This is a genomic window from Clostridium sp. JN-1 (genome assembly GCF_003718715.1).
Lineage (GTDB): Bacteria > Bacillota > Clostridia > Clostridiales > Clostridiaceae > Clostridium_AV.
Map to the genome: position 1 here is coordinate 2,495,815 of NZ_CP033465.1, position 22,404 is coordinate 2,518,218.

Annotated in this window: 17 protein-coding genes; 3 read left to right on the forward strand and 14 right to left on the reverse strand. The window is 30.0% G+C overall.

The features are described from left to right. Positions 1–2: 2 nt before the first annotated feature. From EBB51_RS11915 to EBB51_RS11970, 12 genes are all read right to left on the reverse strand, one after another. Positions 3–1,010 (reverse strand): O-antigen polymerase, encoded by a 1,008-nt coding sequence (locus tag EBB51_RS11915; RefSeq protein ID WP_150131727.1) that lies wholly within the window; start codon positions 1,008–1,010, stop codon positions 3–5. 375 nt (positions 1,011–1,385) lie between these two features. Then, the gene (locus EBB51_RS11920; protein ID WP_123054655.1) at positions 1,386–2,276 is read right to left on the reverse strand and encodes a glycosyltransferase family 2 protein; all 891 of its coding nucleotides are present in this window, start codon (positions 2,274–2,276) and stop codon (positions 1,386–1,388) included. Positions 2,277–2,325: 49 nt separating this feature from the next. Further along, positions 2,326–3,411 carry a glycosyltransferase family 4 protein gene (locus EBB51_RS11925; protein WP_243103951.1) on the reverse strand — a complete coding sequence of 362 codons (1,086 nt, stop codon included), beginning with the start codon at positions 3,409–3,411 and terminating at the stop codon, positions 2,326–2,328. A 21-nt stretch (positions 3,412–3,432) separates the two neighbouring features. Next, positions 3,433–4,530: a glycosyltransferase gene (locus EBB51_RS11930; RefSeq protein ID WP_123054657.1), complete on the reverse strand. Its 1,098-nt coding sequence runs from the start codon at positions 4,528–4,530 to the stop codon at positions 3,433–3,435. Between the two features lie 27 nt (positions 4,531–4,557). After that, complete coding sequence (locus EBB51_RS11935) at positions 4,558–5,625, reverse strand: mannose-1-phosphate guanylyltransferase (RefSeq protein ID WP_123054658.1); 1,068 nt, start codon at positions 5,623–5,625, stop codon at positions 4,558–4,560. Further along, a complete protein-coding gene (locus tag EBB51_RS11940) occupies positions 5,626–7,005 on the reverse strand; it encodes a polysaccharide biosynthesis tyrosine autokinase (RefSeq protein WP_123054659.1) in 1,380 nt (459 codons plus the stop codon). Between the two features lie 76 nt (positions 7,006–7,081). Further along, positions 7,082–8,911, reverse strand: coding sequence for an O-antigen ligase family protein (locus EBB51_RS11945; protein ID WP_123054660.1), 1,830 nt, complete (start codon positions 8,909–8,911; stop codon positions 7,082–7,084). Between the two features lie 232 nt (positions 8,912–9,143). Beyond that, on the reverse strand, positions 9,144–9,428 hold the full coding sequence (locus EBB51_RS11950) for a helix-turn-helix transcriptional regulator (RefSeq protein ID WP_123054661.1): 285 nt from the start codon (positions 9,426–9,428) through the stop codon (positions 9,144–9,146). Beyond that, on the reverse strand, positions 9,425–9,772 hold the full coding sequence (locus tag EBB51_RS11955; RefSeq protein WP_123054662.1) for a type II toxin-antitoxin system RelE/ParE family toxin: 348 nt from the start codon (positions 9,770–9,772) through the stop codon (positions 9,425–9,427). The genes EBB51_RS11950 and EBB51_RS11955 overlap by 4 nt, the downstream gene beginning before the upstream one ends. 378 nt (positions 9,773–10,150) lie before the next feature. Further along, positions 10,151–11,278: a TolC family protein gene (locus tag EBB51_RS11960; RefSeq protein WP_123054663.1), complete on the reverse strand. Its 1,128-nt coding sequence runs from the start codon at positions 11,276–11,278 to the stop codon at positions 10,151–10,153. Positions 11,279–11,308: 30 nt separating this feature from the next. Then, positions 11,309–12,439, reverse strand: a complete 1,131-nt coding sequence (locus tag EBB51_RS11965) for a TolC family protein (RefSeq protein ID WP_123054664.1) — start codon at positions 12,437–12,439, stop codon at positions 11,309–11,311. A 368-nt stretch (positions 12,440–12,807) separates the two neighbouring features. Continuing rightward, entirely contained in the window at positions 12,808–13,707 is a 900-nt protein-coding gene (locus EBB51_RS11970; RefSeq protein WP_123054665.1) for a hypothetical protein, read from the reverse strand. A gap of 137 nt (positions 13,708–13,844) precedes the next feature. On the opposite strand from EBB51_RS11970, the gene EBB51_RS11975 reads away from it, so the two are divergent. From EBB51_RS11975 to EBB51_RS11985, 3 genes are all read left to right on the forward strand, one after another. After that, positions 13,845–14,795: a DNA cytosine methyltransferase gene (locus tag EBB51_RS11975; protein WP_123054666.1), complete on the forward strand. Its 951-nt coding sequence runs from the start codon at positions 13,845–13,847 to the stop codon at positions 14,793–14,795. Positions 14,796–14,855: 60 nt separating this feature from the next. Beyond that, entirely contained in the window at positions 14,856–15,815 is a 960-nt protein-coding gene (locus EBB51_RS11980) for an L-lactate dehydrogenase (protein WP_123054667.1), read from the forward strand. Between the two features lie 222 nt (positions 15,816–16,037). Next, positions 16,038–17,717 (forward strand): acetolactate synthase large subunit, encoded by a 1,680-nt coding sequence (locus EBB51_RS11985; protein WP_207667286.1) that lies wholly within the window; start codon positions 16,038–16,040, stop codon positions 17,715–17,717. Positions 17,718–17,994: 277 nt separating this feature from the next. On the opposite strand, the gene EBB51_RS13995 is transcribed toward EBB51_RS11985, so the two are convergent. Beyond that, positions 17,995–18,117: a hypothetical protein gene (locus EBB51_RS13995; RefSeq protein WP_279221802.1), complete on the reverse strand. Its 123-nt coding sequence runs from the start codon at positions 18,115–18,117 to the stop codon at positions 17,995–17,997. Between the two features lie 347 nt (positions 18,118–18,464). Further along, complete coding sequence (locus EBB51_RS11990) at positions 18,465–22,148, reverse strand: cell wall-binding repeat-containing protein (protein WP_123054668.1); 3,684 nt, start codon at positions 22,146–22,148, stop codon at positions 18,465–18,467. Between the last annotated feature and the right edge of the window lie 256 nt (positions 22,149–22,404).

The following is a 22,404-nucleotide window of genomic DNA, read 5'->3' on the forward strand; positions in this document are numbered from 1 at the left end:
ATCTATTCACCAACTTTTTTTATATCTTTTATACATGAAAAAGACATTGTTATTATCAAAAATATGAAAACATCAATCCAACCATAACTTTCATAAAAAAACATACTTACTGAAATTGATAAAAAGCATAAAATTGACAAGTTACTTATATCTAAAATATCATTATTTTTAAAAAACTTCACTATAGAAGAAACGACTATAAAAATATATAATGATACTCCTATCAATCCAAACTCATAAAAAAAAGATACATATTGATTATCTGTTGTGGCAAAGCCTGTTATATAAACAAAATGATTCATCATGAATTCTTTTACTGAACCACATCCATTTCCAAATAGAAGATTTGATATTCCATTATTAAACATATAATTATTAACAATTTTAATCGTTCCTAATCTTTGAAGTCTCGAAGCATCATTATAAGAATCTTTTGTAGCAGTAATAAATCTTTCGGCAATTTGATTTAATATATTGTTAATATCCTTTGAAAATATTAGCAATATAAATATTAGTACTATACAAGTTAATATTAAAGTAATAACTTTTTTGTATGTAAATTTAATATTATTATTTTTAATCTTAATAAAAAAAGCTTTTAAATAATAAATAAATAAAGTAATACCAATTGCAATCCATGCACTTCTCGATTTAGTATAATATAAATTAATAATTACATTTATTTGTAATATATATTTAATTTTATTATTAATAATATATCTATTACACCAAAACAACACTACTAAAAATGAACCATATACTATAGGATGTATAAAAATTGAAAATGTTCTAAAATTATTTGTACCAAACGCACATGTCTGCCAATGCTTGGCGCCACTAATTATAAAACTGTAAAATATACTCTTCTTTGAAACTATTTCATAAAAATTGATAATAACAAATATATTAAGCATTAATATAAAGTATTTATAAAAGTTTAATACATAACTCTTTCCTACTGTTTTTAATTTTAATAATATAAATATAAATAAGGAATATATAATTATCATTTTACCAATAGACTTATACGAGATTGTAGTAATATTAAATATATTTATACCTAAAGTATATAATAAAAAATATACTATACATATAACAATGCTTTTATTATATATAATTCTATATTCTTGCTTTCTATTTAATTTAAAAATATCATATAAAAAAATTATAGAAGTAATTATATAAAATAAGTAAAATAATTTATTTATAAAAAAATAGTCTAAAAATATAGCCGAAAAAAAAACTAAAAAAATAATATTACAATTATTTTTTTTTATTAAATTATCTATCACTGAACTTTACACATCCAATCTTAAGTATTATTTTTCAAACACTAAGGTATAAACTTAACTATATAACTATCTAAAATAACTTTAATATAGAATTCAGATATTTTTTCTTCCATATTTAATTCCTTCTATAATAGCTCTAGCCTTATCTTCTCTACCTTGAAATTTATACTGAAAATATCTTATTACCCTTGTACTATAAAAAAACATCTTTGATAAAGCAAAACTTACTTTAGAAACCTTATTTTTGTATTTATTCATGAATAAAAGTCTATTTCTCGCACACCACTTAATAGAAAAAGGAGATTCTTCTCCACCTCCTGATAAACCAACTTTATGATAAATTACAGCCTTAGGATTGTACCAAATTTTATAACCAGCATCATTTACTCTTACACAAAAATCATCATCTTCAAAATACATAAAATAGTCCTCACACAAGAATCCTATTTTTTCAAAAACATCTCTTTTAATAAGCATACAACATCCTGTCATAAAATCTATTTCTTTTTCTACATCATACTGCTCTTTATCAACTTCTTTATTTCCAAGATGAATTCCAATAAATTTAAACCAATCTATCTTGCCACCACCATACCAAATTTTATCTTTTTCTGGGTAATACATTATCTTGCATCCAACTAATCCTATTCTGTCATCTTTATTAAAAGAATTTATCATATTATTTAAAAAATTAGGTTCTACTAAAGTATCATTATTTAAAAGTAATACATAATCTGCATTATTCTTTAATGCAGATTTTATTCCTAAATTATTTCCACCGGCAAACCCTAAATTTTTTTTTGATTCTATAATAATACAATCATTTAAAGTTTGTTTTAAAACTTCTAAAGAATTATTTGTTGAAGCATTATCAACTATTAATATTTTATAATTGTTATAACTTGTCCTTTTTAAGCTATTTACACATTCTATTGTATCTTTATATCCATTATAATTGACTAAAATTATGTATACTAATGGCACTTAAATCATCCTTTATTAAATTAAAAATTTTGTACATTTTATAATTAAACTACTTATCTTCAATTACCTTTTTAAAAGATTCATACAGCAACTTACTAGAATAATCCCAACTCATCTCATTTAAACACTTATTGTATGCATTTTTACCCATTTCACTAAGTAACTGCTTATTTTTTAGTAGTTTTACACATGCGTCAGCTAATTCTACTTCATTCCTAGGTTCAACTAAAATCCCAGTTTTACCGTCATCAACCTGCTCCGGTATGCCTCCAATTCTAGATGCAACAACTGGAATAGAAAATGTATATGCTATAGGAATTATTCCTGATTGGGAGGCATCAATATACGGAAGAACTACAATATCAGCTTTAGAAAAAAAGTCTCCAACTTCATCATCCTTTATCCACCTGTTTACTACAAATACATCTTTAGAATTTTTAATAAGCTGTTCATATGGAGTCATATTTCCATTGCCTACAATTAATAGTTTAGCTCCATCATCCATTGTTTTAATAATTTTAAAAGCTTTTAATAAGACTCTAATACCTTTATACTCATGTATTCTCCCAAAAAATAAAATTGTCTTAGAAAAATCACTTTTTTTCCCTTTATTTACTTTGATATAATGAGAAAACTTAGCATGTGGTATTACATCAATTTTATCTTTATTTATACCAAACTTAGTTAAATCATTTTTAAAAACCTTGCTTAAAACTATAACTCTTTTGGAATTCTTTATACCAACTTTATTAGTCATTGACAAGATTAAATTTTCTTCACCCTTATGCATTTTAATATCATGTGCCGTATAAACTTTAGGTATACCATGCGTTAAAAAGTTAATTATAGGTATCCAAGGATGTATCATTGTATAATAAATGATATCTGGTTTAACTTTCTTTATAACATTTTTTAATTTAATAAACTTGTACAAATTCAAGGATGAAATCACAAAAGTTTTTAAATTATAATATGTATTAACTTCAATTAAACTAATACCTGTTTTTCTCCACTCTGATAAGTTTTCTACCTGTTTAGATATAACTACAGTCAAGTCAACCTTATTAGATATAGCTTTTGCCATTTCTATCGAATAAAGAGCCCCTCCACCCTTTCTTCCGCAATATATTAACATTACTTTCAAAGATATCTACTCCTAACTTTTTAAAGTATTATATAATTCTTTATACTTACTAATCATAATTTTTATATTAAAGTATTTATCTATAGTTTTGTTAGCATTATCAGACAATTTGTTTTTTAAATCATCATCATTTAGAATCATATTTATATAATTTAAAAACTCATTTAGATCATTAGATATAAATCCATTTTCATAATTTTTAACTACATCCTTATTTCCAATAACATTTGATACTATTACAGTTTTATATAAATACATAGCCTCTAATAAAGAAATAGGCAATCCTTCCCACAATGAGGTCATTATATAAATGTCAAATGATAATAACTTTTTCAAAACTTGTTTTCTTTCAATCCATCCAATAATACTTATATTAGGTGATGTTAACTTGTCCTTTAATTCACCATCGCCAATCCACACAAAATTATAATTAGGAAAACTCTCTGCAATTTTATTAAATAATTCAGGATTTTTTTGTCTACATATCCTTCCTACTGTTCCTATGATAGCCCTACTTTTATTGGTCTTTTCATTAGGACTTTCCAAATTAACCTGATTTAATAATTTATCAATTTTAGATGTATCTATTCCATTATTAATATTAATACAATTACTCGACAATTTTAAAGCTTCTTTATATTCACTTTGAGAGCAACCTACAATGCATCCTCCAAACTTTGCTGCAAACTTTTCTAATCTATAAAAAAACTTCTTTTTTAAACTTGATTTATCCTTTTGCAAAAATGAAAATCCATGTGGATTATAAATCACCTTATTCATATCAAAACCATTTATATAACTTGCTATTCTGCCTAAAAAACCAGCTTTTGAAGAATGAAGATGTATAATATCAGGATCTTCAAATTTTAACATTTTTCTAAGTTGAAATAATGACTTTATATTTTTATATGGATTTAATCCTCTACACATATCGATTTTTACAAATTTAATTTTTGGATTAAAATCTTTTTCAAAATTAGCAGGTGTTTCCTTTCTTAATGAATAAATTATAACAATATCATAATCATTAGTAAGTCCACTAGTTAACTCAGTTAAAAAAGAATATACTCCCGATCCAAATGCCTCTACTACATAAACTATTTTCTTCATAAAATAAATTCACCAGCTTAGATTATATTAATTCACCTTTTTCTTTATTTCCTTTATTCTCTCAATATCTTTTTTCTTTCCAACAAATATTATATTATCACTTTCTACTACAAATACATCGTCCATGCCAACTACTACAATTGGCTTTTCCTTTGAAAAGACAATGTTATTGGATGCATCAATATTTTTTATGTCTCCGATACAGATATTATTATTGTCATCCTTTTCTCTGTACCTTTCAACTGCATACCATGTTCCTATATCATCCCATCCAAAATCAGATGGAATTACATATATATCTTTTGCCTTTTCCATTATTGCATAATCTACTGAAACATTATCCACCTTTGGATATTCCCTCATTAATTTATCTTCAAACTCTACTTCTGAAGCATTTGCAATTTCATTTAAAATTTTATATGTATTATTCAAATACCTTTCTGTTAAGTTTAGTATGGTATCGCATTTCCATACAAACATTCCACAGTTCCATAGAAAATTGCCTTTTTTTAAATATTCTTCGGCAGTTTTCAAATCAGGTTTTTCCACAAATTTTTCAACCTTATGTATCTTATTTTCTCTATTACCAACTTTAAGTTCTTCACTATCAACTTTTAACTTTATATATCCATATCCAGTCTCAGGTCTATCCGGTTTAATTCCCAAAGTCACTATGGAATTTTCTTTTGCCATTACAAATTTATATGCTTGTCTTATTGTGTTCCTAAATTCATTTTCATCAACTATTAGATGATCAGACGGAAGAACTACTATTGAAGTATCTTCCTTATCATAGTGCTTTTTTATCATAAAAGCTGAAAGTGCTATACATGGTGCAGTATTCCTACCAACAGGCTCTACTATTATATTATCCTTTGGAAGATTGGGAAGCTGTTCTCTAAGTACTTCTACATATCTTCGTGCTGTAACTACAAATATATCTTCTATTGATATAATTGGAAGCAGTCTCTCTACTGTCATCTGTATCATGGTTTTTTCACCTAAAAGTTTTAAAAACTGTTTTGGCTTTTCATCAGTTGAGAGCGGCCAGAACCTTTCTCCCTTGCCGCCTGCCATAATAAGTGCACATAACATTTATATCTTCCCTTCTCTCCAAATCAAACCACTTACTTTTATTTGTGACAGCTCTATAATTTCTTTAAATCTTTTTGCTTCATCCTTATTTGTATTTCCTTCCGCCATTAAAACTAAAATATTATCTACTGCCTTTGCAACAATTTGTGCATCAGAGTATTTTGTCACAGCTGGTGTATCTATAATTATATAGTCAAATTTTTTCTTTAATTCCTCAAATAAAACCTTCAAACTGCTTTTAGCTAATAAGTCTGATGGGTTTGCATCTTCACTTCCCCAACATAATGCACATATATTTTCTACTTTAGTTTGTAACAAATTTAAACTTTCAAAGTTTTCTTCACTGTCTTTTAGTATATTACTTAATCCATACTTATTATCTAAGTGTAATTCAACATCAACTTGCGGACTTCTGCCGTTTGCATCTACAATCAATATTTTATAACCTAAATTGGCAAATGATTTTGCTAAACTTAAACATACAGAAGTTTTTCCATCTTTATTTGATGGACTTGTGATCATAAAAACATTTCCATCCTTATACTGTAAGCTTGTTCTCAAACTTCTAAAAGCTTCTTGATATTCTTCACCATCTTTAGAACTGCTGTATGGAATCATTCCAATTGCAGTTTGGTTTAATACATCTTCTGCTTCTTCTTTTTTCTTTAATGTATTGTCCATGTATTCAACTACAAATGCTGCTCCAAAACCAAACATGAGTCCTAAAAACAATGATACTGCTAAAATTAGCTTTTTACTCTTTGTCTTTTTTTGAGGTTCTGCTGCCTTCTGTTGTTGTTGTTGTTGACCCTGCTCTACAGGAGTAGTTAATTTAGTAAAATCATCTTTTGAAATTTCTTCAACTTTAGATGGCTCATCCAATACTTTTAGTTTACCTTGAGGATATATTTTACTTGCCTCTTCCATGAAATTTTTAACATACGTATTTAATACTTTCTGCTGATTATCTTTTTTATCTTCCGAATAGTGTATTGTAATTACCTGTGAATTAGCATTTGCAGCCACATTTATATTATCTATAAATTCATCTGTCTCTATGTTCAAATTCATATCTTTTATAGTTTTTTCTGCCACAGTTCTTGATTCTGCAATAGCTCCATATGCATTTGTTAACTGCTGATTTAATTCAACTTGCCCCTTTATATTTTGACTTTTCTCATCTGGAAAATTTGTAATAAGTATGCTTGCCGTAGATTTATATAATTCATCCTTGTCTACAGTATCTGATGGCGATTTTTGTGACATAAATCCTGCAGCTAGCCCTAAAATCATAAATATAACAGTTATACTTATAATGATCCATTTTCGCCTTCTTACAATTTTCCACAAGTCTCTTAAATCTAAAGTTTCTTCTTCCATAACTTCCTCCTGCAAAAACGAGTATATTTTAATCCATAAACTTTATCGAATAATATCAACTTTTCTGAAATACAAGTTACTTTTTTTCTTCAGTTTTTTTATTAAGTATTGCATTTATACTTATCCCTATTCCCAAAAGTGTCCAAAATACAGGTGCAACAGACACAATGCTGTCATTAAAGAAACCTGCCCCTAGGTATCCAACTACTGCTGTAAATATTCCAAGTCCTACTATAGGAAATAAGTCTTCATAATCATTCTTAAAATAAAGTTTTACACTTGATATAAAGTACATAACCATGATAGCCAAGAAAGCTATTAAACTTACAATACCTGTATTTAATCCAACTGCAAGATATATGTTGTGTGCTTTATCTACAAGCATTGATGAAGTACCATATGCAGTTAATTTTCCTATATAGTCATCCTGAGGAAATTCTGCTGCAAATGTATCCGGTCCGTATCCAACTAAAACAGTATGTTTCAAAAGCGGTATACTTCTTGACCATATATACCCTCTTGCAGATCCAAGCTGTTCTTTTCCTTCAAATCCGCACTTTGGAACCTGCTTTATTTCTACTGAATCACCTTTATCATTCGTAAATGTAAAGTGGTCATTATAGTCTAAAAATGGCATCTTTAAATTGTTTCTAGTTATTTGAACGCCATACTTTTTTTCAGTATTAGTTGAATAATCAGTTACAGCTGCGTTAAAATCCTTGTATTTATCATCTTTAAGAATTTCTTGTCCATTTTGCTTATTTAAACTGCTTTCTATTGTCTTATTTGAAGCATCTTTAAAATCAAGCTTTCCATTTTGGCTCACAACTTTTAGTGTCTTATCTGAAAATACTATACTTAACTCATTTCCATTTGATGTAACATCTTTAAGTACTGGATCATTTGAGTCTTTTACAAGTTCTCCTGCATCTTTAAAAAGTGAACCTATCCTGTCACTGAGGAGACCTTTTGAATAAATGTTAAATCCAGTTCCACCTATTATGACTGCAGCTAGTACTGCTGCTGTGAGCTTTAAGTTTTTTATCAAATATTTTCTAAGCATTATTATAAGTACAATTAATGCAAGGATACCGCCTACAATACCTGCACGTGAATGACATAAAAGCAAGTTTAAAAACATGAGTATTGTTACTGGAATTAAAAGTATCTTATAAATTTTATTCTTAACTAGTAAAAGCATTGTTAAAGTCAGTGGAAATAGCATTGCCATATAGCTTCCAACATAGTCATAGTGATATAGAGTTGAATATATTATTTTGTCTCCAAATTGGAAGTTCAACTTACTAGCCATATTTTGAAGGTTGGCCGGCAGAATAAGTTTTCTTCCGCCCATCGTCTTGAATATATCATGTCCAAAATATTGAAAAATACCAATTAAACCTATTATCACAGCTGAAGATAATAACGCTATTAAAACTGCCTTTAAAGCAGATTTATTATTTACCATATTTATAGTTATAAATAATATTATCATGTAACATAAGAGAACTAACATTCCCTCATATCTTTCAACAAATCCAAAAACAGCTATGTCTTTATAATCTGAAAAGATAGTAGAAAGAATAACAAAAAAAGAATAAACTCCAATTGGAATATATATACTCATCTTTTGTATTTGAATTGACTTCTTAAAAAACTGAACTAAAAAAACAACAAGTAATATAACAGTTAAAATTATAATCCAAACGGACTTATAATATGAAAAGAAATCAATACTCTGGCTTGTCCCATTCCAGAACTTAAAATAATTACCTGTTAAATTCATAGCTTTTCCATATACTATAAGCGGTACTAGAAATACTAAAAGTGCCAGCGGGATTACTGAATACCACTTTTTTTCTCCATACTCTTCTCCATAAAATTCTTTATACAAATCATCGTACATTATTTACCCTCCATTAACATAGTTACACATGATATGGTGTTCATAGTTTGCAACTTAATTCATAAACTAAAAAATCTATATACATCTTAATATAAAAACTATATTAATTATATAATAACTTACACAAAGTTGGAAGCACGTTAGTTAAATTTAACCGTTTATGTTAAAATAAAAAGAAGTTATTGCACTAATTTCTTAGTGCAAGCAGCTCCTTAAACTTAATATAAATTTATTAAACTCTAGTTTTACGAAATTCTATATGAAGCTCTTTTCCTAAAGCTTTCGCAATTTTTTGTAAAAATTCTATACTTGGATTATAATTACCGCTTTCTAATCTAGAAATATTACTCTGTTTTATGCCAACCTTATCTGCAAATTGTTTTTGCGTCAAATTTTGTACGTTTCGTTCCTGAATAATTTCTTTTATTATTTCATATTTAGGAGTCATCTCATTGTATTCCTTACGAAATTCTTCATCTTGCATTTGCTTTTCGAAAAACTTATTTAAATCACTCATTTTCCATATCTCCCTTCATAATCAGCTTTATACCTTAAGGCTTTATTAATTTCACTTTTAGGTGTATTTTGAGCTTTTTTAATAAAACCATTTGTAAGAATTATTTTATTTCCAATGCGAAAAAAATAAAAAATTCTGGATATATCACTGCCTAGTTTGATTCTTAGTTCAAATATTCCGTCCTTAATTGATTTTGAATAAGGTTCCCTTAAACTTATACCAAATTGTTGAAGTATATTTAATTCATGAAGAGCTTTTGCTCGCATTTTAATATTTAAACTATTTAAAAACTCCTCAACTGGAACAATATCATCCTTTGTTCTGTAAAAATCTACATCCCACATTAGTAGTCCTTTCTTATACTTTATTGTGTCCGTTTCTTAATATAATTATACCATATATGATATAAAAAAATATATCTTTTATGATATATTTTTATATTACGCAAAACAATACATTCAAACAGAAAATAATAAGAGGACCTATAATAAGAATTACCATAAGCCCTTATACTTCAATATTTTAACCTGTCATTACTCATCTTATCTCTTTCAGATTTTGGAACTAATATTTTGGGACATTTTTAAAAATGGTTGACACGATGTTTCGCTCTAGCGAAACGAGTTATCAAAAATTTAATTAAAGATTTTTCGTAGTGCAGCGGAGAAAAATCCCCCTTCTCTGTCCTATGTCCTTTGTCCTCTGTCCTCTATGCAGATTAATTATTCATTGCTTAGATTATATTTAAAAGTATCTACTGCTACCATATAGTTGTTGACTGCCATTTGAAGATTTAACTTGTCCTTATTTAAAGCAAGTTCAGCTGAATCAAGTTGAAGCTGCGTTACCATACCTTGACTTAGCTTGGCTTTAGTAGAGCTATAAGCTGCCTCATCAGCATCAGCAGCTGCTTTAGCAGTTTGTACTGCATCTTCCTTGTTCTTTAAGTCATAGTAAGAATTCCACAAATCTATAGTCTTATCCAGATTTGTTTCATCAAGCTGATTTTTTAAGTTTTGTACATTTAAACCTGCCTGAACTTCATTTGTATTGTCATTGTGGTAGTATTTTGAATATATGTCCTGCTGCATAGCTGCAAAATCTATATTCTTTTGGATACTATATAAATCATAATTATTAGTTACCGATGCAGTTATCTTGCCGCTTATATTTGAATCATCATATTTTGTAAAATCCTTTTTAGCAGGAGCAAGTACAAGGTTTGTATTTAAATCAAGATTTAATGCTTGTTTTATGCCCAAAAGTGCCTGCTGCATTTGTGACTTTGGAGTATTTAAAGATGCCTCAAGCTGACTTTTTTGTACTTCCAGAGTATTTAATGCATCTTTAGTCAGCTGTCCCTGCTGTATTTTTAAATTTGTCTGGTCTATTTGTTTATTTACATTGTCAATAGCTCTATATATATTATCTATTTGATCTTGAAGGTTTACAACAGCCATATACTCCTGTTCTGTTGTAAACTTTAAAGTCTTAAGAGTATCACTTCTTTTGTGTTTTGTATCTTGAATTGCTTGGGCAGCCTCAAGCGGTATTACATCTTCTTGTATTTTTAAAGCTGCATATTGATTTCCTGCTGCAGCCGGATTTAAATTTGACGCTTCAAGTCCAAGAGCATTTGAATGTGCATTGTCAAATTGTTTATTACATAAGTCTATTTGCTCATCCAAAAGTTTTATACTTCTGTTGTCTTTTTCTATATTATTTAAAACATCATCTAAAGTTAAGCTTATTGTCTGTGATGTAGTCGTATTTGAAGCTGCTGCTAAACAAGTTCCGCCCATGCTAAATACAAATGACAGTGCAAGTGCGGCAGCTAATTTCTTATTCATGCTTTTCCTCTCCTTATTATATATTGAAGTTTATTTAAGCAAACTTGAAGCATCGTATCCAAGTCCGCATGCATAGTTAAGTTTTATTTGGGCAAGCCAAACATCCCTTTCGCCGGATTTCAAGCTGTTATCTGCTGTCAGCATATTTATATAGTACTGATTCTTGTCCAATTTACTCATAACGCCGGCATTATACTTTAAAAGTGCTTTATTATACTGGTCATAAGCTAAATTATAACTATCTCTTAGTGAATCAATTTGCTTTGATTTATTTTGAAGATCATTATATAAATTGTTTATTTCCAGTGAAATATTTATCTTTTGGATATCCAGCTGATCCTTAGCCATCTGCCAGTTATATCTTGCAATTTTATATGGTGCATCCATTGTATAAGGATCCATACCCCTTGTAGTATCAAATTCAAATTTCATTAACTTTATATACTCATTTCCATTTAGCACTTCAAATCTATTTTTAAGTGCATCCTCATTGTAATCATCATATGACCTTATATAAGGTGATGGTGTTAGCTTATCTTTTAAAAGAATTTTATATGTAGTATCAAGAGGTAAATTCAAAGTTTTGTTCATATTCATAGTTTCAGCATCGTACTGCCTTTGAATTTGATTAAAATTTGCTTGTTCTTTAGCATACTTCGCTTCCTGTGCTTTTTCATCAGCAGGAGATATAGTACCTAAATTCAATTGAAGCTTTGCTGTATTTAAGTTATCTTTGGCATTATTAAGCTTTATTTGTTCCAAATCTAAATTACTCTTATCATTTAAGAGTGTTTCATATTCCTTATATATTGAAAATCTTGCTTGATTTTTAGCAACTTCTTTTGCATTATTATACTTATATAATGCGTACTTATACTCCATCTGTGGATAATCCCTTCGCTGTACATACTGAAGCACTTGATTTTCAGGAACTTTGCCGCTCGAAAGCTCATCATCTATTTTAGCTGCCTCTTTAAATGAGTTGTCATAAAGATTTTGATTTTGCTGTATCTTTATATCTGCAGTTTTTACATTATAGTTATTATTAACGGCATTTTCCATAACTGAATCTATATCCAAAGTGATGCTGTCGGCAAAAACAGTACTTCCTGCAAAAAGTGTAATAAGTAGTATAGAAATAAATATATTTAACCTCTTCAATTTTCATCCCCCTCAACATTATGATATATCACTGGTACCATTTTCTTCAATATATTAATATATAAATATTAAGATAATTTTACCATATAATTATGTTGATCTGCAATTCGCAATATGATAAAAATGCAAAGCATTTTTTGAGGGGACAAAGAATGGGATACAGAGGACATAAAACAGTGAAGGTTGATTTTTTGCTAACGCAAAAAAATCTTTAAATTTATATAAGTTGGCAATGTTTCGCTTCAGCGAAACGAGCTATCAAAAATTTAATTAAAGATTTTTCTCCGCGCAGCGAAGAAAAATCCTCCTTCATTGTCCTCTGTCCTATGTCCTCTGTCCTCTATTTTTATGTCCTCTGTTTTACAGCTTTAATAAACAAAATCTATAGATGACACATTTTGAGGTGTAATATTATCAGTTGTAGTAATACTTAATGTTTTCATTGCATTAAGTAATTTTGAAGCAGCAGCATTTCCGCAAGTAACTAAAGGGGCATCAAATCTAATATTAGGAGTGAGTTTACCGCTTTTTACATTCCAATCAACAAATACACAAAGTGGTCGGTTACCATCAAACTTTTGCTCAAAAGTTCTATAATTTAAGGCTTTACAAGCAAGATATATATCTGGGTGAGATTCTACATATGCAGTAATTGGTATGATATTATTAATTACATCTTGAGCTGTAGTATATAATTCTGTATTACCAATAAGTAAACAGTTTGCTATACCAGAATTAGTTACTCTATTTCCTTTAATCAAGGCATTCTTTTTATCATCAGGTAAATTTGTACCAGAGTAAACATCTATAACTTGTCTTTTACTCAAAGCAATCTTATTCGATAATTTGCCGCTAGATTTATTTAGAAGTTCAAACTTCCAGCCTAAAGTAATAGAACCTGCATTTGTTTTTCCTTTTTTACGTTTGTAAATAAGGGGTTTGCTTTTAAATTTATCTTCAAGCTGCATGGTACATGCATTAATTATGTATTTCCAGTCTTGTCCAAAGATTGCTAAAGCTCTTTCACAGCTTATTTTATTTTCGAGAAAATCAGCATTTGACTTTTTTACAGATATTTTTAGTTCTTTTCTAGTATTAGTTTCTAATTCTCTAACTAATATATAAAGGTCAGTTTTAGGCTCTCCTTTGCTGCATGTTGGTTTATCAGATAAAGTTATTTCATAATGTTTATTATTAATTATAAATGCAGTTCCTTTACAAAAAAGTTCTTTAATATATCTTTCGGAATCACTAAAATTTCTAACCATTGGACACCTCCAAAAACATCAATATTAGCAACATTATACAACTTGTGACAGCATAAGTACAAGCTCAATCTTACTAAATAGGAGTTCTTATGGTAAAATAAAAATATTAATTAGTTCAAGGAGAGGGATGAATAATCGTGTTAAAAACAGCTGCTTTATTTGCTGGATGCGGCGGATTAGATTTAGGTTTTCAAAATGCAGGATTTGATGTTATATGGGCTAATGATAATAATAATAAGGTAGCCGATACGTACAGGTATAATCATAAAAGTACTAAATTGATAATAGATAGTATTGTAAATATAAATTCGGATGATATTCCTAATTGTGACATAATAATAGGCGGTCCGCCTTGTCAGTCTTGGTCACTTGCCGGAGCAATGAGAGGCAATAAAGACAGTAGAGGACAGTTATTTTATGAATATGTACGAATAATAAAAGATAAAAGACCAAAAGCTTTTGTAGCTGAAAATGTAAAAGGTATTGTATCAAAAGCGCACATCAATTCATTTAATGAAATAGTTGATATGTTCAAGGATTGTGGATATACAGTTACTTATAAAGTTGTGAATGCTAAAGACTATGGAGTACCGCAAGATAGAGAAAGGGTATTTATAGTTGGAATAAGGAATGACATAGATAGTAATTATGTATTTCCAGAACCAACTCATACCCCAAAAAACTATGTTACATTAGAAGATGCTATTGGTGATTTAAGAGATAATCCAGGGGAATGGATGGAAGGGTCGTTTTCTCCAATTTTTATGAGCAGAAACAGACGCAGAAGCTGGAATGAAGTTGGATTTACGGTTCAAGCAAGCGGAAGGCAAACACAAATACATCCTGATAGCCCTGAAATGGAAAAAGTAGATAAAGACAAATGGCAATTCAAAAAGGACAGCGGAAGAATTATTAGAAGAATGTCTTTCAGGGAATGTGCAAGAATACAGACGTTTCCAGATAGCTTTAAGTTTCTTAGCAGCTCACTTAATGAAAATTATAAGATGATAGGAAATGCTGTGCCGGTGAAATTAGCTGGAGCCATAGCTAAAAATTTAAAGAAATGTATAGACAGAGGAACCTATTGACTTATTAGCAAAAGTTTACTATAATCTATGAAAATATAATAATTAAGAGGGGGTATATAAATGAGTACTAAAAAAAATAAATTAGTAGTTGTTGGTACAGGTCATGTAGGTTCAGCAGTATTAAATACTGCCCTTTCACTTGGAATATTTTCTGAAATAGTTGCTATTGATAAGATCAAGGAAAAAGCTGAGGGCGAAGCACTTGATTCAGCTCACGCAACACCTTTTAATTACAATCCCAATACAAATGTTCATTCTGGCGGATACGAGGAATGCAGTAATGCAAAAGTAATAATAATTGCAGCTGGTCCAAGTGTAGGTGGGGATATACTCGATAGAACAGTCCTTACAAAGACAAATGTACCAGTAATAAAAGATGTTATGAGTTCAATTGTCAAGTATACTAAAGATGCAGTAATCATACTTATAACTAATCCTCTTGATACCTTGCTTTATTATGCACAAAACTTCTTTGGATATCCTAAGGAAAAAATATTTGGTACGGGAACTACCCTTGATTCATCACGTTTTAAAAGAATTATTGCAAACAAATATAATGTAGATCCTAAAAATGTTCATGGTTACATGCTTGGAGAGCACGGCAACTCAGCTTTTCCTGCATGGAGTCTTTTAAACATAGAAGGGATACCATGTGATAAATTGGATGATTATTTTAAACCAGATGAGCCTTTAGATCGTGAAAAAACAGCTAAAGAAGTTGTAGATGTTGCATACACAGTAAACAAATTCAAAGGATTTACAAGTTCTGGAATAGCCATGGCTGCATGCAGACTTGCAAAAGCAGTTGTTCTCAATGAACACAGTATTCTTCCAGTTTCAACTACCCTTGAAGGTTACTATGGATTGAGAGATGTCGCTTTAAGTCTTCCTTGTGTAATATCTGAAAATGGTGTAGAAAATAGACTTGAGGTTCCTCTAACTTCTGATGAAGTTACAAAGTTAAAGGAAAGTGCAAAAAGCATCAAAGATACAATCAAAGTTGCAGGTCTTTCAAAATAGTATTGAATTAAAATAACTTTAAATAAAAAGTAGGATTTGTTAGTACATTAAACAAATCCTACTTTTTGTAAACAGCGTAAATTTCACACGAATTGGAGTCATTTTTTTATTTTTTCACGTATTACAGTAAAAAATTAAATTTTGTGCTATAATAAGTTTTAATGTTGAATTATTTTATTCATTATCTTGAATTAAATACAGAAAATCGAATGGAGGTTTTTTATGGTGTCGGTTGAGTCAAATCAGAAATCTAAAGCAAATGAAGATACTAAAAACAGTATGAATACAGCTGAACTTTTGGTTAAATGCCTTGAAGTTGAGGGGGTTGAGTATATCTTTGGAATACCTGGTGAAGAAAATCTTGATCTAATTCATGCATTACACGGTTCTTCTATAAAGTTTATTACAACAAGACATGAACAGGGAGCTGCATTTATGGCAGATGTATATGGAAGGTTAACTGGCAAACCAGGTGTTTGTCTTTCAACTTTAGGACCAGGAGCAACTAATTTGATGACAGGAGTTGCAGATGCAAACTTAGATGGTGCACCTCTTATTGCTATAACAGGTCAGGTTGGTACAGATAGAATGCATATAATTTCTCACCAGTACCTTGACCTTGTTTCCATGTTTAGGCCTGTCACAAAGTGGAACAAACAAATTGTAAGGCCAGATACAGTACCTGAAATAGTTAGAAAGGCATTTCAAGAAGCAGTTAGTGAAAAACCAGGTGCAGTGCACATTGATTTACCAGAAAATATTGCAGCTATGCCTGCAGTAGGAAAACCTCTTGTAAAGCCAATAATTGAAAAGAGCTTTGCCAACTACAGCAGTATAGAGAGGGCAGCCATTGCAATATCAAGGGCAAAAAATCCAATAATTCTCGTAGGTAACGGCGCTATAAGAGCTAATGCAAGTAGTTCTATAAGTGAAATGTCAAATAGGCTTGCCATACCTGTAGTAAATACATTTATGGGAAAAGGAGTAGTACCATTTACAGACAAGTATTCACTCTGGAGTATAGGATTATTTCAAAAAGACTACATTAATAAAATACTTGAAAAAACGGATCTTGTTATAGCTGTAGGTTATGACTTAATCGAATACGCACCTAAAAAGTGGAATCCTAATGGCAATATAAAGATAATCCACGTTGGGATGGAAAAAGCAGAGATAAATAAACACTATCAGCCAATGGTTGAAGTTGTAGGAAATATATCTGATTCAATATATGAACTATTGAGGCGTTGTGATAGACAGAGTAAGCCAGAATATGCTTTTGAACTTAGACAAAACATGAAAAAAGATTATGAGTTATTTGCAAAAGATACTTCATTCCCAATGAAGCCGCAGAAGATACTTTATGATGTTAGGAAATTCATGGGTGAAGATGATATTGTTATATCAGATGTTGGTGCTCATAAAATATGGGTTGCAAGAAATTATCATTGTTATAAGCCAAATACCTGCATAATCTCAAATGGTTTTGCTTCAATGGGAATTTCTATTCCGGGTGCAGTTGCAGCTAAACTAGTTCATCCAGATAAAAAAATACTAGCTATAACTGGAGACGGCGGATTTATGATGAACTGCCAGGAACTTGAGACAGCTTTAAGAATAGGAACTCCTTTTGTAACATTGATCTTTAATGATAGTAATTTTGGTCTTATAAAGTGGAAGCAGGAAGAGAAATTTGGAAAATCTGAATTCATCAATTTCACTAATCCAAATTTTGAAGCCCTGGCAAAAAGCATAGGACTTAAAGGATACACTATCCATAAGAGTGATGAACTCATACCAGCACTTAAGGATGCTTTTGAACAAAAAGTGCCGTGCGTAATTGACTGTAGAGTTGACTACACTGAAAACTTAAAATTAAAGTACAGAATAAAAGACTTATAGGTATACCTACACCCAACACTTAACTTATACTCCGAAATATATTAACAAACCTCAGCACGATAAAAACTTTTAATCATTCTAAAGCTCAGCATTTTGAAAATCTAAGAACCTTTGATAAACTCGTACCTCAAACAGTATCAAAAGTTCTAAGATTTTCTAAAATACTTCGCTAAGAATGATAAAAAAGTTTTTATATGTGCTTTCATTTTGTTAATATATCTCTGCGTACAAGTTAAGTATTGGGTTAGATATCTATAAGTTTCATCCATATACTAATTTAATGTTGAATCATAAACATGGATACCACAGCGTTAAATTCTAAAGATAAATCTACTATTCCATCAAGTTTCTTGTCAATGCTGTCAAATCCTTCATCTATAACATTAAATCTTTTGTCCATACCGTCCAAATTGGGTTAATATTAGTTCAAACATCTGCTTCGCTCCTTTATCCATCTTTTCACCACCTACATTTAGTAATTAAATTGTGTCATGGTTTATTTTACATTACAATAATAAGATATAAATTTTCAGAGTATACGAAGAAAATTATCCTGAATTGTTCTTTGATATTTGTTATTTGTTAATTTTTTTAATGAAAAGAAATAGAGTATCCCCGATGGATACTCTATTTCTTTAGATATGACTATTTAGTTTTTCAATCAGAATGTGACCTGATTATTTTATGAAATTTTGATGTGATCTTTGTTTTGATGTGTTTCCGTGCATAGTTGCATATGCAAATCTATTATTTTAATAAACCATCTACCCAAGTTTTAACATCAGATGAATTTAAAATATCAACATCGTTACTATCCATATCATCATCTGATGGAACATATTTAGCGTTAGGAGTATCTGTATCTGCATCAGCTGCTGCTTCTATATCAATAGTACTCTTAGCTGAATCTTTTAATCTAACACTAACTTCTCCATCTCCATCAGCAAATGCATCCTTATCAAACTTGAATACTACACTATTGCCTTTTATAACAACATCATTAGCGTATACCTGTTTTCCTCCTACAAAGAAAGTATAATCATCTTTCTTAACACTTGAATTATCTGCATCTAAAGCAGTGTCAAATGTTAATACTACAGCTGAACTAGTAGTTCCTTGAGCTGCATACCAGTAATCTGAAGTTGTTGTTTCAGGTGCTACATTATAATCATATACTTTATTATTTGTAGTATCAGTAGCGTTATCATATCCTCCTCCGAGTATATCTTGAACATCCTTACCTACTGATAACTTACCATTAGCTGCATATAACTTCACATAATCAGCAGCACTAATACTATCATTGTTAGCTTCATCTGTTACAGTAGTCACTGATTCTTTCAAACCAGCTGCTGAATCAGCTGCGCTTGCTTCTTTATATGCACTATAAACTGTTTTATTTGAACCATCATCATTCTTTACTTTATTTCCATTACTAAATGTCAATTTAATATTTGATCCTTCAGTGCCTATAGCATCTGGTTGAATACCTGCAAATGTAATACTCTTATCAACCGACTCATTAGTTAAAGTATCCATATTAACAGATTTTGTGAATTGTACATATACTACAACATCGTTGCCATCACTTTCTACTCTTACACTATTATTTTTTATCCCAAATTTCGTGTCAGCTGATTGTTTACCCAAAGTAGCCGCATTACTGAATGAATCTATAATATTTCCAGCTTCATCCTTTAATCCAGAAGCAACAATTCCTCTTACAATATTGTCTTCATCTACATCTGAAGATGCTGTTTCACCTTCTGCTACCATCTTATAGCTATCAGGGAACTCCAATTTCACGCTCTTATTGTCATCTCCGACAGTAACATCTGTATCAGATGGAAGAGTTTTACTTTCATTAGAATCATTTACATATTTGTAATTAGACAAATCTTTCAATGAACTTGAATCCATTGCCTCACTGAATGATATTAACATTGTCTTATCATCTGTCTTGATTGCACCTTCCATTTTAGGAGCAGTGTCATCATTACCATTTAACTCAAATGTCTTTTCATCCATAACATTTCCATCAGAACTTGTATCTCTTAAGTTCTTAATAGTTAATGAATATTTTGAAGAATTTAATTTATGGTTTTTGTCCATCTTGATATCCCATACATCAGTATCATCATCACTTATAGCTCCTGGTGTAGTAGTATCACTGTAATTCTTGTTAGCCTGTTCAACAACTCTTATATTATCACTTATATCAAGGCCATCAGAATCTTTTAATTTATAGTTACTTAATTGCTTAGCATAACTTGCTAATATATCCTTATTAAATGTAACCCTAATAGTTTCACTATCAACCATTTTTACATTATTAACTTGAGGTTTCTCTTCATCTTTTGATTTTGTAAAGTTAACTCTTGTATCATCATCTACTGTATTTCCATAAGCATCCTTTACATCATCAGTAATATAAATTGTATTAGATCCAGTTTCTATGTTTTTTACATGTTTGAATTTAACTGTATAATCATCTTCTTTTAACTCACCATCGTCAGTAAGTTCCTTATTATTTACTTTATAGTAACCAGCATCTACAGCTGTTTTAGAATCCATTGGTCTGTCAAATCTTACCCAAACAGTATCATCACTATCACAAGTAACCTCCTTAACTTGAGGCTTAGTAGAAACAGTATCTACATTAAAATCTTGCTCCTGTTCCTTAACAGTAAATCCAGCAGTATCAGATAATGAATCGTTTGCTTTACCATCTTCTACTTTTAATACATTACTTCCTGCATCAAGTTTTCCTGTGAAATAAAAATCAACTTCATCAGATAAGTAATACTTTAAATTACCTTCTTCTTGAATTGCATTTTTTACTTCGCAATCATTCAAGCTAATTCCTTCATTAGTAATACTCCTATCATTGATTTTAAAGTTAGAAATGAAGCCAGTCTTTGGAACAATTTTTCCGTCTACAATTTCTGCCTCAACTCTTACAGGCTCTGAAAATTTAACTGTTAATTTGCTATTTCCTTTTACAGATACAGAAGAAACTGTAGGAGCTTCTGTATCACCAAATGTAACTGATTGCTCTTTTTCTTCTACTGTGTCCTGTTTGTCCTCAGTTAATATCCCATCTTTTACAGAAATTGTATAATCTTTCTGTTGCTCTTTTGCTTTAGCTAAAGTGATTAAAACAGTTTTATTATCATCTTGAAGAGTTGCTGTAGCACTATTAGCATCAGCAGTTCCACCATTTTTTGTACCATTATCATTTAAAGTTATTCCATTTATTTTATAATTTCCAACATCTTCAGCTGAATCACTATCAACGTCAGTATTAAATACTACTTTGATTTGATTTAATCCAACTGATTCTACTGATTTAACAGTTGTGTCACCACCTGGATTTACATTACCATCAATAGCATCATTTATTTTTTGCTCTAGTGCACTTGAAACAACTCCAGTTCCACCTACAACATTCAAGTCAGTGCTTGAATTTGCTTTAGTTGAGATATAATCCAAAGCATTTTGTGTTGCAGTTGAACTATCAGTATCAACTAATACTAAAGGTGCTGCTACTTTTCCAGCTAATGCTGAAGCAACTAATGCATCTGCATATCCATCATCTGCTGTTGCGTTTGCAACATAAAGCTTGTCAGCTTTTAAATCATCCTTGAATGTATTTAATACATTTAAGTTAGTTGCAAATCTGTCTGCTCCACCATTTATTCTTGCAGATGTATCTACACCTAAAGCTTTTAGTATTGAATCATTCATTACATTATTTGTTCCAACAACTGTAGCTTTTGATTTATTATCATTTACAAAGTTGATAACTGATTTCATATCACTTTGGCTATTGCTTCCAAGTAAAAGGATTTGTCCTTTTGCAGCTGCAACTGGTGCTACTGAAAGTGCATCAGAGAAACCTTCTCCACCAACAACCATTACATTGTCAGCTTTTACTCCATGGTTTTTAACTAATTCATTAGCAACTGCTACGTTAGTTTCATATCTGTTTGCTCCGCCTAATTCTTTTAGGTTATATCCAGAAGTTTTCAAGCCGTCTCTAACTGATTGAGCTATTGAAGCTGTTCCACCTATAACATATACATTTTCTGGCTTTAATGTATCTAAAGCTTTCTTAGTATCTGCACTAAGTGTCTTTGATTGAGTTAATAGTATTGGTGCATCTATTGTTTTTGCTAATACTGATCCACTTACAGCATCTGCATAACCTTCACCACATACTAAAACTACATCTTTAGAACCTTTATCCCAATTTGTTGTAGCAACTTTTGCTGCTGTTTCATATCTGTCAACACCACTTGTTCTTGTTACTTTGCCTGCTGCTGTTAAATTTGCGTCAGCTGCTTTAACTGGTCCAGCTGATAAAGCTGTAGTTAAAACTAAAGACAAAAGTGTAGCACTTGCAAGTGCTTTTGTACCTTTTTTACTCATATTGTAATACCCTCCTCGATTAAGTGAATTTTAATTGAATTCTTAATTATATATATTTTTTTAATATATACATTATTAATATTTTAAAATACATTATATATAATGTATTTTAAATGGCAATTTAATTTAAAACTGTCAAGCTTGTCAATTTTGTGATATCACGGTAACACCATGATACAGAAACAAAATTTATTATAACATACATGTATTATAATTTTCCAGTATATTATATAAACTTTTATCTTTTCTTAAAATA